This window comes from Desertivirga arenae, assembly GCF_017355785.1.
GTDB classification, from domain to species: Bacteria; Bacteroidota; Bacteroidia; order Sphingobacteriales; family Sphingobacteriaceae; genus Desertivirga; species Desertivirga arenae.
The window spans coordinates 109,893-123,469 of sequence record NZ_JAFEWE010000004.1; the positions used below are offsets into that span (position 1 = coordinate 109,893).

Consider the following 13,577-nt stretch of genomic DNA (forward strand, 5'->3'; position numbering starts at 1 on the left):
CTAACAATTCACTTGACATTTGTCAATAGTCTTTCTTAGCATACCTCATGGTAAAGATGGTTGCCGGGAAGCAACTTTGTGGTATACAAAACAACAAAACATAGGAAGCCATGGAAAAAAGAATTGCAGCCGTTTACGGCGGAACAGATGCTCTGGTAGGAGAATTAAAGGTTAATCGCGTGTTACCTAATCGATATATCCATGCTGTTGGCCCCTTTGTATTTCTCGATCATATTTATCCCTATAATCAATATCCTACAACACCTTCTCCCAATGATGGAAAATTTGCTCATCCACACCGTGGAATAGCAACCTTCAGTTATCTTTTTAATGGAGAGTTGGAGCATTTCGACAGCGCAGGCAATCATGGAATTGTTAAAGCAGGGGGGGCACAATGGATGAAAGCAGGCAACGGAGTTATTCACGATGAAGGCTTTACACCGGAGTTTCAGCAAAAAGGAGGCGTCTTTCATGGCTTACAGTTCTGGATAAACCTTCCTTCTGAAAATAAAGCTGAAGATCCCGCTTACTTTGGTTTACAGTCGGAAGATGTGCCTGAGCTGAGTATTACAGGTGGGACAATAAGAGTAATTATAGGAGAATTTGAAGGCAAAAGCTCTCCAGTTCAAACCTATACTCCACACTTTATCTACCATATTCAACTAGATCCTCAGTCAGAGTATATTTTTGGAGCTGAAATGGGTTTAGAGTACGCTATTTTTCTTCCAGCAGAAGGGATTTCAGTGAACAGCCAGGTATTTGCAAAAAGTGAGTTGCTCGCATTTGAGGAAGCTGGTGATGAAATTCATTTGGCTAATAAAGGTTCCGGGAAGGGGCACATTATCCTATTTGGCGGCGCTCCATACGAGGAACCAATCGTAGCTGAAGGGCCTTTTGTTATGAATACCCGCGGCGAAATTGCTGAAGCTTATAGCGGTTTTTTCAACGGCCACTACGGAAAGATTGACTACAATAAATAAACTAAACACGTATGTTAGGATGAAATCTGCAAACCTCAGCGTTTTTGCTTAAAACTTATTCTGCTATACTATTGTTCGGCAGGGAGATGCAACAAACAGACAAATTGATCTATGAGCTTACCTCTATCCTCGTTTTTTAACAGGGACCTTAGCTGGCTTTCTTTCAATGAACGTATTTTACTCGAAGCGGCGAAGGAATATATCCCTTTATTGGAACGGCTAAAATTTTTGTCGATCTATTCAAGCAACCTGGATGAATTTTACCGCGTTCGTATGCCCGCTGTTCGCGCTTTAAGCAAGATTAATAAAAAGAAAGCTTCAAGGGATGAGTTGCTGGTTTTGCCCGATGTTATAGATACTATTAATGAAACGATTACAATTCAGCAGCGTTTCTATGGGGAAATATTAGAAAGGATCATTCCACGCTTAAATGAGGATGGAATAGAGCTTATCTATAAACAAGGATTACCTGATGAAGTTGCAACACGGGCAGAGGACTATTTTTTCACTCATCTTCTTGCTTTCCTTCAAATTGTACCAATAAGCGAAAGTGAATCTTTTTTTCCAGAGAATAACAAGCTCTATCAGCTTGCCATTACACTGGACGGGTCGAATGAGGAGAAAGCATTCATCATAGTTATCCCATCTGAAAATGTTCCCCGTTTTTGGTACCTGTCTTCGGGGGAGAAACATTATGTTGTTTTTATTGATGATATAATCAGGTATAATCTTTCGAAACTCCCAGGATTTGAGCATCTTAAGGAAGTGTATTCATTTAAAGTTACACGTGATGCCGAATTAGATATTGCAGATGAATACGAAGGTGATCTGGCTGAGAAAATTGAAAAGCAAATTGAGAAAAGGGATTATGGTTTTGCAACCCGCCTGCTATACGATGCTTCGATTCCTGCTAAAAGCCTGAATATCCTCGTAGAATTTTTAAGGTTTGAAAAAGCTACCCTTGTTGAAGGAGGCAGATACCACAATTTGAAAGACTTGTCATCCTTCCCGGTAAAAAACAGCAAGCTGTCTTTTAATAAATGGCCTGCAGTTCCTTTTGTTGTCGACTCAGGAAAACTGCTTCTGGACATGATTGCAGGAAAAGATATCCTAATTAACGCTCCTTTTCAATCTTACGATAATGTAGTAAGATTTTTCAATGAGGCGGCTGCTGATCCCTCAGTGGATAATATCTATATCACCGTTTATCGTCTTGCTACGGACTCAAGAATTGCGAATGCTTTGATTACAGCGGCTAAAAATGGGAAGAAGGTTTCAGTATTTGTGGAGTTGAAAGCACGGTTCGATGAAGCCAATAATATTAAGTGGTCAAAGAAAATGAAAGCTGCGGGGATAAAGATCATTTATAGCATCCCTTCATTAAAAGTACATGCTAAAATTGCTCTCGTTACCAGAAGAAATGGCAGGAATGTTGGAATCTTCTCCACTGGTAACTTCAATGAAGTAACCGCAAATTTTTATACTGATCATATCCTGCTTACCTCTAATTCTGATATGCTTACCGAGGTAGAGAAACTTTTTCTTTTCCTTGAGAAGCGAAGAAAGCCGGAAGCTGAAGATTTCATTGACTTCAGGCATTTGATGGTGGCTCAATTTAATTTGCAGGAACGTTTTCTTCAACTAATTGACCGGGAAATACACCATGCAAAGCAGGGTCTGGAGGCCCAGATCATGATCAAGCTGAATAATCTAGAAGAAGAGAAGCTTATCGCGAGGCTTTATCAAGCCTCTCAGGCAGGGGTCAAAGTTATTTTGATCGTTCGAGGAATATGCCGTTTAATTCCGGGCCTTCCCGGGCTAAGTGAAAATATTTCAGTCAGGAGGATTATTGACAGGTATTTGGAACACGGCCGTATCTTTGTCTTTGCTAATAACGGTCATACCGAAATTTATATGGGGTCGGCAGATTGGATGTATAGGAATATCTATAGAAGAATAGAGGTTTGCTTCCCATTGTACGACGAGGATATTAAGCAAACAGTTCGGCGATTATTGAATTTTCAATTAAGAGACAATATGCAAGCTGTTGAAATAGACGCACACGGTCGAAATCTTACTTTGGACAGGGGTACGGAGCCCCTAAGTTCGCAGTACGAAATCTACGAATACCTGAAGCAGAGCGCATCTCAATTTTCTACGTCATCTTGACTTATATCAATGTCAATTTTTGATCTGTGGTAACCTTTTCAATTCGTGTTAAAACGAAATTTGTAAGCAAACACAGATCAATATGAAACTCCTTACTCATATAATAGCATGGTATTTACGGGATGTCAGTCCATTACAGGTTTCTGCATCTATTTGCTTAAGTATTACGTATGTAAAGGCTGCAATCAGCATATTTGTAAATAATAATTGATGCTTTTATGAGAACAGAAATACTAGATCTAAGCCTAATCGATAAAGAAATTAATCATCCTGGCAGTAGTATTTCTTTTGAACCCTTCATTTCATACATGGAAGGTTTAGCGGCAGGACAAGGAGTTAAAGCATCATTTTACAAAAGCCTGGCCAGTAAATTCAAAGGAGAACTAGATATAGTAGAGGAAATTAAAGTAGAAGAACTGAGCAAATACACCGAGTTGTTGGAGCTCATCTACATGTTTCTTACGCCCCTTGTGTCTGCAGAAGATGATCATTTATGGGCTTTGGCAACTCCAATTCCTTCGAAAGTCCTGCTTAGCACTGATGCATTTTATAATTTTCATGCGTGTGAATCAAATTGCACTATAGCTGGAGCCTTCGATGCAAAAAATATTTTTTCAGATAAAGAGAAGGCTTTTATGTATCGGGTTATACTTCAAAAGTTATTTAATATATCTGCCGGTGTTAATAGTGATTCCTATATTCAAACAGTAAATCCACTTAACAATCAGCCTATATATTACAAGGTTAATATTGACACTCGCTTTATTCAGGTTAGTCATCATGAACCTTTGCCTAAAGTAAGCCCCGAACAGTTAGAGAGTTGGCTGTGGGAGGTCGATGGTCAGGAGAAACTAGAGAAAATTCTACCTCTTTCCTCTTTTAGTATTAAGGGTTTTTCTATTCTTGAACTTGAAGATATCACTTCTGAACACGCCATAGAGAGCCTCAAGGATATTCTCGTTCAGCAAACGTTAGAACTTGACTACGAAGCTTTGAATCTTGCTCTCCAATCTCTGGTTGGAACTGCTCACGTAGATTTTGGATTGCTTCCTTTCTTGCAGCTTAATGGTAAAACAGTTTATTTAAATGAAAGCTGTACCAACAGCATTTTAATGTCGTCTGCCCGGAGTTACAGGGTTTCGCAGAACTATTTTCACGAGCATGTAGAAAGATATAGAAATAATGGAAGAGCAATCTTTCTAAACAATTTATCTGGGGAGGGTAGTGGTGACCCAGTGCTTAGAAGAATATTAAGACAATCAGGTATAGAAGCATTCGCACTTGTACCTATATTGTTTAAGAAAAAAATGATAGGCGCCCTTGAATTGTATTCGAAAGAGCAAATTGTGCTATCTAAATTGTTGACAAATAGGTTGAAGCCTGCGCTTCCTTATGTTGCACAATTACTGGAGCAAACTGGAGAGGAATTCCAAAACACGATTGATAATGCAGTAAGGGATAATTATACATCCTTAAAAACTTCTGTCAAATGGAAATTTAACGAAGCTGTTTGGAAACAGATGCAGGAACATAGCCAGGAGCCAGCTCGAATTGTCTTTAAGGATTTATATCCTTTTTATGGAGCTATTGATATCAGGCAATCTACTGTCGAAAGAAATAAAGCAGCATTCGAAGATCTAAGCCAGACTATAAATCACCTCGAGAGGACTTTTGATCTATTAATAAATTTGAAGGAGGGCGAGGAGCTAGAGGAGCGTCTTCCGGATTGGCGGCAGCATTTTGATGACTACAAATCAGGAAAAGACGAACATCAATTTAATCATGTTCTGGAAAGCGACATACATCCGGTTCTTTCTGCCATAGCAGAACGTTCTAAACCGGCAGCTGAAGTGATTAATGACTACTTTATCGAGAATTCTCACAGTAAAGGTATTTTACATAAAAACCGCAGGGAACTGGAACTATCGATGCAAAAAGTTAACGCAGTGATCAATCAGACCCTTTTGAAAGATCAGAAAGATCTTCAAAGGGAATATTCTCATTACTTTGATAAGTTTCGAACAGATGGTGTAGAGTACGATATTTACCTGGGACAATCTATCGTTCCAGAGCGGGCTTTTAATAGAAATCATTTAGAAGCGTTTAGGTTGTGGCAGGTTAAAAGCATGGCAGAGATAGGGCGGATAACTAGCCGTCTTGCTCCTACGCTCCCTAAACCCCTTCTTACTACTCAGCTGATTTTTGTCCATTCTCATCCTATTGATATCAGTTATCGTAACGACGAGAAGCGATTTGACGTAGATGGTGGATATAGCATACGCTATCAGGTAGTTAAGAAACGTATAGACAAAGTGCATATTGATGGTACAGATGAAAGACTTACGCAGCCAGAAAAAATTGCCATTGTTTACGCTCACGAAGCAGAAAAGGATGAATATAAAGCCTACATCCATAGATTGCAGGAGAAGGGTATTCTTGAGCATGATCTGGAGGAGCTCGATTTAGAAGAGCTTCAGGGCGTTAATGGTTTAAAGGCTCTTCGTGTAGGTATTGTTTTGTAGAATCATTGCTGTTTTGTTTTCTTCTACTTAAGCAAAAAAATAGGATATTGGTCTTTCTTTTTCTTTGGCCATGTACAACAGTCTCCGAAATTACATCACTGAATATTCATCTATTGATATAACAGATGAAGAATTTACTCTTATACTGGATGCCTTCAAACCTAAACGTTTTAGGAAGCGTCAGTATTTCCTGCAGGAAGGAGATGTGTGTAAGTATACGGGGTTTATTGTTAAAGGTAGTATGCGCCAGTATTCCGTAGACCAATCTGGTAATGAACACATTGTAAAGCTTTGTATCGAAAATTGGTGGGCAGGTGATTATGAAAGCTTTGTTATGCTTACTCCTAGTAAGTATAATATTGATGCTGTTGAAGATACAGAGTTACTTCTGGTAACAAATGAATCTATTCAGGAATTAAGATCCCTTGTTCCTGCAGTAAACAGAATGATACAGGTAATGGATCAAAGAGGTATGATTGCCGGTCAGCGAAGAATGCACGCTTCCATTAGTCTTTCCGCTGAGGAACGGTATCTGGAGCTCGAGAATACTTATCCTGCCCTTTTACAGCGTTTCCCACAGACGATGATAGCTTCTTACCTGGGGATAACTCCTGAAACTCTGAGCAGAATTCGGAAGCAGTTAATTACAAGGTTAAAATAGTGCCAAATCTACTCTACGATCTTTATCAATATCAAACTTTTTAAATTGCGTCTTTATATTAGCATTGCTCTTCCTTTAATTGATAACGGTGAAAGATCAATTCAAAAAATTCACCGACTTCTTTCGGTGCTTTACCGGGAAGACCTATTTACCGGCCTAATTCTTATTCTCTGGCTTTATATTCTGCAATACCTTTGATTCATCAAAACGAAACAAAGTATTTAAAAATTAAGAATATGAAAACTCTATCTACTATCGCAGCAGCATTATTTATGGTATTATCCTTCAGCGCTTTCGCAGCAGATATCCCAACTACAACAAAATCAAGTATAGATAACAGGGTAAATAAATATGTTAGGGCAATAAGCTTAGGAGACTCCGAAGGGGTAGAAGAAATTTTGGATAATTCGCTTACTTACCGTTTCGTTCGCGGAACAGAAATAAAGACTTATGGTAAAGCAGATTTGGTAAAGGCGATAAGGGCTGCGGGAAAGGCAGAACAAAATTGTTCTACTGCTTATCAGATGCTGGAAAATGAAGAAGGGCAGATGGTAGTACTGTTAAATCAGAAGTACGAGGGCTTTTCCAAATTTACCCGTCTTACGTTTACTGACGCAAAAGATGGATTGAAGATTAGTAAAATAGCTAGCTGGTTTGAATAACAGTGCTTTATAAACAAACTTATACTCTCTCTTAAAGCTTCTCTTCCATTTTTTTAATGGAGGAGATTTTTCTTTTGTCTCATGAATTTAATAAGTTTGTTTCTTAACCTTCACTAAATGAAATCTTGTTTCCGCCTTATCCTACTTCTTCTTATTTCTCAGAACTTGGTGGCTCAATCATTAAAAATTGAAAGTAACAACTTTAGCTCTGCCTTGACTAAGGCGAAGAGTGAGAATAAACCACTTTGTGTTTTGCTAATACCTTCTGAAAAGATTCCTGTACCAACAAGCTTTGTCAATATCAGGAAGGATAAAGGTATTACAACTATTCTCAATAAGAACTTTATAAACTTTGTACCAAGTGATGAGGATACAATAAGGCAATTTATTAAGAAGAAATATCCAGTAGAGCGCACTCCGCTGCTTTTATTTGTAAATGGAGAAGGCGAGCTTTTCTATCGTTTCTTTCCGAATTTTAAAAGTGCAGACAGCCTTACTTCTCATTTCAAAATTGCTGCTGAGAAGTTTAGGGAAGAGAGAGCGCTCCCCTGGTATGTTCAGGAGTACAAGAAAGGAAACCGTGATACGACCTTTTTGAAATCATATATAAAGGAACGGGAGAGTTTAGGCATATATTTTAATCATTGGCTGGCGGAAGAATATGCTCAGCAATTACCTCTAAAGTCTGTTACATCAATTCCTGTTATTGGCTTTCTGCTTCATACAGGGTTGGTATACGGTAGTCCTCTTTATAATCTGATTACTTCCAGGACGTCACTCAGAGATAGCGCCTGGGCTCGTTTCACATTAAAAGAACGTATGGAAATAAACAGCCGTACGGGTTTTAATACATTTACTGCAGCAGTAAAAAAGAAAGATCGGATGTTGGGAATGAAATCGGCAGAGCATGCGCGCGGCCTTTGGAGCAGCAAGGATTATAGCTATGCGCAGTATATTTATGAGAAGGAGTTAACGAGATTCTACAGCGCGATAAAAGATACGTCACAATTACTAAACCATATTACTTTTCTTATTGAAAGAAATTACTTAACGGTTACTACAGATAGTGTGAAAAAATACCGGGCTTTGTATCCTGAACTAAAGAGCAAAGTTGAGGAAGAAGCTGATGAAAGACCTGCTCTCTACAATTCGGACAGAAGTACTCTTGTTTTGAAAAGAGCCCGTGCTGGATTAATTGCCAGAGCACCAATGGAACTTAATAATGCAGCCTGGACCGTTTACAACTCCTCTACAAATAAGGATCTTTTAATTAAAGCTCTTTCATGGAGTAAACAAGCTGTTAAACTGGAGCCCCTACCTGAAACCTATGATACGTTAGCTCATTTGTTATACAAGCTGGAGTTCTATCACGAAGCAGAACAAATGGAAATAGAAGCTTTGAAATTAGCTAAAAGCTCCAACCGATACACAGAGAAATACAAAACTGCTATTGAAAAGATGAAAAGCAGGGCATTGTAAACCATAATATTAGGTAGAAAATGTACGCCAGCCACAAGCTGGCGTAAAAATGCAAGTTTGCAACCTAAGCGTGGTAGCCTCCATCAATATCAATGATGGAACCTGTAGTATATGACGACTGAGGAGAGGCCAGGTAGGAGACCATTGAAGCAATATGTTCAGGTTTGCCAAATTGAGGAATAGCCATCAAGCTTCTCTGGAAATCAGCAAAGGGCGAAGTTTCAGGATTCATTTCTGTGTTTACCGATCCTGGTTGTACCAGATTAACGGTTATTCCCTTAGTACCTAAGTCGCGGGCAAGGCCTTTTGTAAGGCCTACCAAGGCAGATTTACTCATGCTGTATAAGGTACTCATGGGTGCAGAAACTCTCTTAGCCATGCTACTTCCAATACTTATAATTCTGCCTGACGTGGACATTAGTTTTGAAGCCGCCATGCAAGCCTCAACGATAGCTTCAACATTCACCGCCATAATCCGATCGTAATCCTCCCATGTGTGTTCCTCGAAAGGTTTAACAATAAAGGTTCCTGCAGAATTTACAAGGATATCAAGGCCACCTTCAGATGAGACCAATTCTTCTATGGCTGCAGTTATTGCACCCCTTTGTCTATTGTCTGCTTGCACTGCTTTAACCCTATATCCTTTTGATTCAAGATTGGCAATCAAGGCTTCTGCCTGTTCTGCACTATTGGAGTAAGTGAATGTGACTGATGCCCCATCTTCTGCAAGCGCTCTAACGATTGCTGCTCCAATCCCCCGGCTGCCGCCGGTTACGAATGCTGTTTTGTTTTCTAATGTGTTCATAAAACTATCTTTTTTGTTTGCTTGCAAAGCTAATTTGAGGACACTACATTTGCCTGTACGTACAATTTTATCAGGTACTAACATAAATGTAAGCATGAGAAAGGAAAGTTCTAAGAATCTTGAAAATGAGATACTTATTAATAATAGTTGTGGGATGGCTTATACTTTGAACGTAATTGGTGGCCGTTGGAAACCAGCAATTCTCTACCGTTTACTTACTGGTGCCATGCGATATAGCGAGTTGCGGAACGTATTACCACTGATAACAGAACGGGTGCTGGTACTTCAACTAAGGGAGTTGGAGAAAGATGGTTTAATTGAAAGAGAGGTATTTCCTCAAGTGCCCCCAAAAGTAGAATATCGTTTAAGTGCCTTAGGCCGAAGTCTGGAGCCGTTACTTCACGCCCTTTCTGATTGGGGCAATGCCAATAGACCGGAAAATGACAGCCTACGGGAACAGCCCTCGGCTTGCTGAAAGTGGGCCAGTAAATCTCGCCAAGAATTTTAGACCTCTGATAAGACTTCAAACGCTGCTTGCAAGGCGAGAACAAGCGTTTGAAGGTTAAACGGTTTAGTAACGTAATCATTCATTCCTGCCGAAAAACAAGCCTCTTTATCTTCCGGGAAGGCATTAGCAGTCATTGCGATAATATGGGGTTGTTTAAAATCGAATTCTCTAATACGTTTTGTTGTTTCTATGCCGTCTATTTCGGGCATCAAGATATCCATCAAAATAACGTCGTATTGTTTTGAACTGACCAACTCAAGCGCCTCTCGTCCATTATTGGCCAGATCAGGGTTATAACCTAGTTTATTTAAAACTCGCAGAGCTAGTTTTTGGTTAACCAAATTATCTTCAACAAGCAGTATATTTAAAGGATACTGCAGGGCGATCTCCTCTGATAAGGTGTGTTCCTTTTGCCGATCTCGCTTGTCTATAGCAGCCTGCACTTCTCCTGTACTTGGCAAGCTTCCAATAGGGGCTTTTATACTAAACTTAAATGTTGATCCAACACCTTCTTCACTTTCAACAGTAATCTGCCCTCCCATCATTTGTACTAAGCGCTGACAGATCACCAGGCCCAAACCTGTGCCACCGTATTGGCGGGTGGTAGAGGAGTCGACCTGTGAGAAAGCGTTGAAAAGCTTATGCCGTTTGCTTTCCGGGATGCCAATACCTGTATCCTTAACTTCGAACGTAAGTTCATTTTCATCATTACTGTTCTTAACAGATCCAACGGAAAGAATAACTTTCCCCTTTCTTGTGAACTTAAGCGAGTTACTTAGAAGATTTAATAGTACTTGTCTTAAACGAAGGCTGTCTCCAATAACAGATTGAGGAGTGCCGGGAGCTATTACATATAACAATTCCAGCCCTTTTTCTTCAGCTGTAAAAGCAAATAGGTCGATGATATCTTCGATCGTGTTACGGAGTTTAAACTCGATAGATTCCAGCTCAAGATTCCCTGATTCAATCTTGGAAAAGTCGAGGATGTCATTGATGATAGCAAGGAGTGCCTGACCACTATTCGCTACTGTGCCTACATATTCTTGCTGTTCTTTGTTCAAGGGGCTTTCAGCAAGTAGTGACGTCATCCCTATAATCCCGTTCATTGGCGTCCGGATCTCATGGCTCATGGTTGCCAGAAACTCACTTTTGGCTTTATTTGCATCATCAGCCTTTTTTCGTTCCTGCTCCAACTCAATATTCAGCTTTTGGAGGTTCTCTGTGTGGAGCTTTAGCTCTGCAGATTTTTTCTCAAGTTCATCTGATTTGAGCTTCAATTCTTTGTAAAGAACTTCCGCGGAGTTCTTTTCACTTCTGAGGATAGCATTAAACTTCCTCTCAGATCTGACACTTAAGTATGAGATAACACTGCTCAATACTACAGCGGTAATAGTATTGAGATAAAAGTTAGAAGTGTACTGTTCTGCCGAGATGTTCTGCCATGAACTGTATTCGGGACCAAGAAATACACAGGAACAAAAACATATAACAGTTATTAGTGAGAGCCCCAGTATTTCTTTGTTAAAGTTTTTCTTATTCTCTACAAAAAATGGGATAGAAAAAAGAAGTGGTAGAAAGAATACATAGCCACCAATTTTGAGCCCTTCTGCAAAGCTGGAAAGCAGGAGGTGTAAGTTTACTAGCACTACAATAAGAAACTTGGTGTATTTTACCTTTCCTTCTTTAATTGCAAAGAGTAAGATGCCTCCAAAAAACATAAAACCGGCAAGAATAGCTGCGGATATATATAAACCCTGGATGATATTGAAAGCAAGGATAACAGCACAACTGAGTTCTGTTACCAACCCTACCTGAACGGTACGGTCATAAATTTGTTTTGTATTCATTGTGCAACAAGCGTCCCGCCATCCAGTCTCCAGCTCGCTGGTAAAGAATGTCCCCTTTTTGTTTCTGTGGCTTAAACAAAGATATTCGTTTAGCGCTAACCCTGTTGCTTCTGTAGGTGAAATTTTTGTGAAAGATGACGGTTTTTATCTTATTGCTGCTGTCCTGCCTTTATAGGTCCTTCAACTGCCCGGTTGTAACCGTAGCTCACCACCGTAATACTGTTATTTTCTCTGCTATACCGAAGCTTAATCCAACCGTAATGAGTCTTCCCGCTAATCGATAAACGAACGGCCATTATTTTGGCCGTGCCATCACTCCAACGGGCAATAAAAGTAGGGTTAGGCTCATGACGTAGTGCAAGTAATCCATTTTTCGAATCCCAGGAGTATTCTTCCGTTAATGATCCTGAAATAACTTCTTCTCCTAAGTAAGACATGAGATTCATACAGTCAAAAAGAGGATTATGGGTCAGCTTAATTTCTATCATCTTATGGTCAGCAAGGTTCTTTACGAAGAAGCCTTTTAGGCTATCCATATCCGTTTTATACTTATCCTTATATATTTCAAAGTCATACGCCCCATCCTCATTGATATCTAATTTAAGACCAGATGTCTGATTGAAATTAAGTGTACTGTTAATTTCTTTATAGTGGATGCCCTTTTGCTTTTCTAACGCAGTTTCATTTTCTTTTTTACAATGAGCATTAAAAAGTCCTATTAAGGTTACAAATGCAGCTAAGCGAAACAATTTAAACATATGGTCTTTACGGAAGCAGAGAGGTTTCTGCTACACAGATAATAAATCATTCTGATTTGGGTTCTCGTAATGCTTACCGAGTGAATGGAAAGGGGTTCTTCTCCTTCGGCTTTTTCACCTTCCTGTTACTCTCCTGTCCTGACTTTTCAAGTATTTCTGCTGCTTTTTCCAGAAGTCTCTTTCCCTCATATCCTAAAATTTCTTCCCAACGGTAATGCTCGTTATCTATCTCAGCATTGCTGAAATTGAAATCTCGATGGTCGGATTTTCCATCAGCAAAATTCCATGCACCAATTATCTCTGCTGGACTAAAATTTTTCGTATTAGCGGTCTCATATCCTGTAATACCTAGGTTTTTTGTTACGTGAAGAGAACAGGTTACGAATAAGAGTGTGCCATCAGGAACCTCAATATCTATAAAGAACTCCTGTGCTTCTAGTATACCACCAATGCCAAAAGTAAAATCCTTACAGTTTAAGAAACGCATTCTCTCGTGCCGGAAGTTAACGGCGAAGCATAAAAATCTAATGATGGGGTCAGTATATGGAGGAAGGTTCTTTATATCCTTCTCCCGTAATACCTTGTCGATATTAACTTTGATACGGCTATCTGGAAGTAGCTCAGCCTTTGGCCTAACGCTCATTACCTCGCTTAGGATAGAAAATTTGTTAAGTTGGAAACCTATCAAATATGAGAGGTCTCCATCGTGGAGGTCTCTTCTGCCAGCCGTAGCACTCTTACTTTCATGGATACATTTTCTAAGACTTCCAGCGAAGCGAGTATACATCCTTGTATCAAATTTGCAATTCAAGGGAAGAAATAGTTCGCGTATAATTTTACCCGATGTGCTGGCGATCCCTTTTTCCAGAGCGCTAATATGAGAAGAAACAGTGTTTTCATAGGAACCGGGTGCGGCTTGCACAACCTCGATACCTAAAAATTCTCTACTGACGACTTTGCCAATCTTCCCTTTGAGTTTGTTTTTCTTAAAAGTTCCCATAGCAGGTTTGGTTAATTGGGATGGAAGTTAACAGCCTTGGTTTAAGTAGAAAATGACGGGAAACATTTTTTGAAGAACTTTCGGTGAAGAGTCTTTTTTCAGCTCATAATGATACTGCAATAAATCCATAGTAAGTCTATACTTTTTAACGAATTTATGCACTCACTACGGACTCATTATAGACTC

11 protein-coding genes are annotated in these 13,577 nt (G+C 39.5%); 7 read left to right on the forward strand and 4 right to left on the reverse strand.

The annotated features are described in order from the left end of the window. The first annotated feature begins 110 nt into the window (after positions 1–110). The 6 genes from J4N24_RS10115 to J4N24_RS10140 all read left to right on the forward strand — a co-directional run bounded on the left by J4N24_RS10115 (position 111) and on the right by J4N24_RS10140 (position 8,473). Positions 111–980: a pirin family protein gene (locus J4N24_RS10115; protein ID WP_207533569.1), complete on the forward strand. Its 870-nt coding sequence runs from the start codon at positions 111–113 to the stop codon at positions 978–980. A gap of 111 nt (positions 981–1,091) precedes the next feature. Then, a complete protein-coding gene (gene ppk1, locus J4N24_RS10120) occupies positions 1,092–3,149 on the forward strand; it encodes a polyphosphate kinase 1 (protein WP_207533570.1) in 2,058 nt (685 codons plus the stop codon). A gap of 218 nt (positions 3,150–3,367) precedes the next feature. Further along, positions 3,368–5,671 (forward strand): GAF domain-containing protein, encoded by a 2,304-nt coding sequence (locus J4N24_RS10125; protein ID WP_207533571.1) that lies wholly within the window; start codon positions 3,368–3,370, stop codon positions 5,669–5,671. A 70-nt stretch (positions 5,672–5,741) separates the two neighbouring features. Further along, complete coding sequence (locus tag J4N24_RS10130) at positions 5,742–6,332, forward strand: Crp/Fnr family transcriptional regulator (protein ID WP_207533572.1); 591 nt, start codon at positions 5,742–5,744, stop codon at positions 6,330–6,332. Positions 6,333–6,568: 236 nt separating this feature from the next. After that, positions 6,569–6,994, forward strand: coding sequence for a hypothetical protein (locus tag J4N24_RS10135; protein WP_207533573.1), 426 nt, complete (start codon positions 6,569–6,571; stop codon positions 6,992–6,994). Positions 6,995–7,111: 117 nt separating this feature from the next. Beyond that, positions 7,112–8,473: a hypothetical protein gene (locus J4N24_RS10140; protein ID WP_207533574.1), complete on the forward strand. Its 1,362-nt coding sequence runs from the start codon at positions 7,112–7,114 to the stop codon at positions 8,471–8,473. A gap of 64 nt (positions 8,474–8,537) precedes the next feature. Here J4N24_RS10140 and J4N24_RS10145 read toward each other — a convergent pair whose 3' ends face one another. After that, positions 8,538–9,278, reverse strand: a complete 741-nt coding sequence (locus J4N24_RS10145; protein ID WP_207533575.1) for an SDR family NAD(P)-dependent oxidoreductase — start codon at positions 9,276–9,278, stop codon at positions 8,538–8,540. Positions 9,279–9,372: 94 nt separating this feature from the next. Here J4N24_RS10145 and J4N24_RS10150 point away from each other — a divergent pair, with 94 nt between their 5' ends. Next, positions 9,373–9,753 (forward strand): winged helix-turn-helix transcriptional regulator, encoded by a 381-nt coding sequence (locus J4N24_RS10150; protein ID WP_207533576.1) that lies wholly within the window; start codon positions 9,373–9,375, stop codon positions 9,751–9,753. Positions 9,754–9,782: 29 nt separating this feature from the next. On the opposite strand, the gene J4N24_RS10155 is transcribed toward J4N24_RS10150, so the two are convergent. The 3 genes from J4N24_RS10155 to J4N24_RS10165 form a co-directional block, all read right to left on the reverse strand. Then, positions 9,783–11,633 (reverse strand): ATP-binding protein, encoded by a 1,851-nt coding sequence (locus J4N24_RS10155; RefSeq protein ID WP_207533577.1) that lies wholly within the window; start codon positions 11,631–11,633, stop codon positions 9,783–9,785. Positions 11,634–11,782: 149 nt separating this feature from the next. Further along, positions 11,783–12,391: a hypothetical protein gene (locus tag J4N24_RS10160; protein WP_207533578.1), complete on the reverse strand. Its 609-nt coding sequence runs from the start codon at positions 12,389–12,391 to the stop codon at positions 11,783–11,785. A gap of 73 nt (positions 12,392–12,464) precedes the next feature. After that, the gene (locus tag J4N24_RS10165) at positions 12,465–13,391 is read right to left on the reverse strand and encodes a hypothetical protein (RefSeq protein WP_207533579.1); all 927 of its coding nucleotides are present in this window, start codon (positions 13,389–13,391) and stop codon (positions 12,465–12,467) included. Positions 13,392–13,577 lie beyond the last annotated feature (186 nt).

Coding starts and splice junctions, on each gene's coding strand:
- J4N24_RS10115 (WP_207533569.1), top strand. CDS start 111: ATGGAAAAAAGAATTGCAGCCGTTTACGGCGGAACAGATGCTCTGGTA.
- ppk1 (WP_207533570.1), top strand. CDS start 1,092: ATGAGCTTACCTCTATCCTCGTTTTTTAACAGGGACCTTAGCTGGCTT.
- J4N24_RS10125 (WP_207533571.1), top strand. CDS start 3,368: ATGAGAACAGAAATACTAGATCTAAGCCTAATCGATAAAGAAATTAAT.
- J4N24_RS10130 (WP_207533572.1), top strand. CDS start 5,742: ATGTACAACAGTCTCCGAAATTACATCACTGAATATTCATCTATTGAT.
- J4N24_RS10135 (WP_207533573.1), top strand. CDS start 6,569: ATGAAAACTCTATCTACTATCGCAGCAGCATTATTTATGGTATTATCC.
- J4N24_RS10140 (WP_207533574.1), top strand. CDS start 7,112: ATGAAATCTTGTTTCCGCCTTATCCTACTTCTTCTTATTTCTCAGAAC.
- J4N24_RS10145 (WP_207533575.1), bottom strand. CDS start 9,278: ATGAACACATTAGAAAACAAAACAGCATTCGTAACCGGCGGCAGCCGG.
- J4N24_RS10150 (WP_207533576.1), top strand. CDS start 9,373: ATGAGAAAGGAAAGTTCTAAGAATCTTGAAAATGAGATACTTATTAAT.
- J4N24_RS10155 (WP_207533577.1), bottom strand. CDS start 11,633: ATGAATACAAAACAAATTTATGACCGTACCGTTCAGGTAGGGTTGGTA.
- J4N24_RS10160 (WP_207533578.1), bottom strand. CDS start 12,391: ATGTTTAAATTGTTTCGCTTAGCTGCATTTGTAACCTTAATAGGACTT.
- J4N24_RS10165 (WP_207533579.1), bottom strand. CDS start 13,391: ATGGGAACTTTTAAGAAAAACAAACTCAAAGGGAAGATTGGCAAAGTC.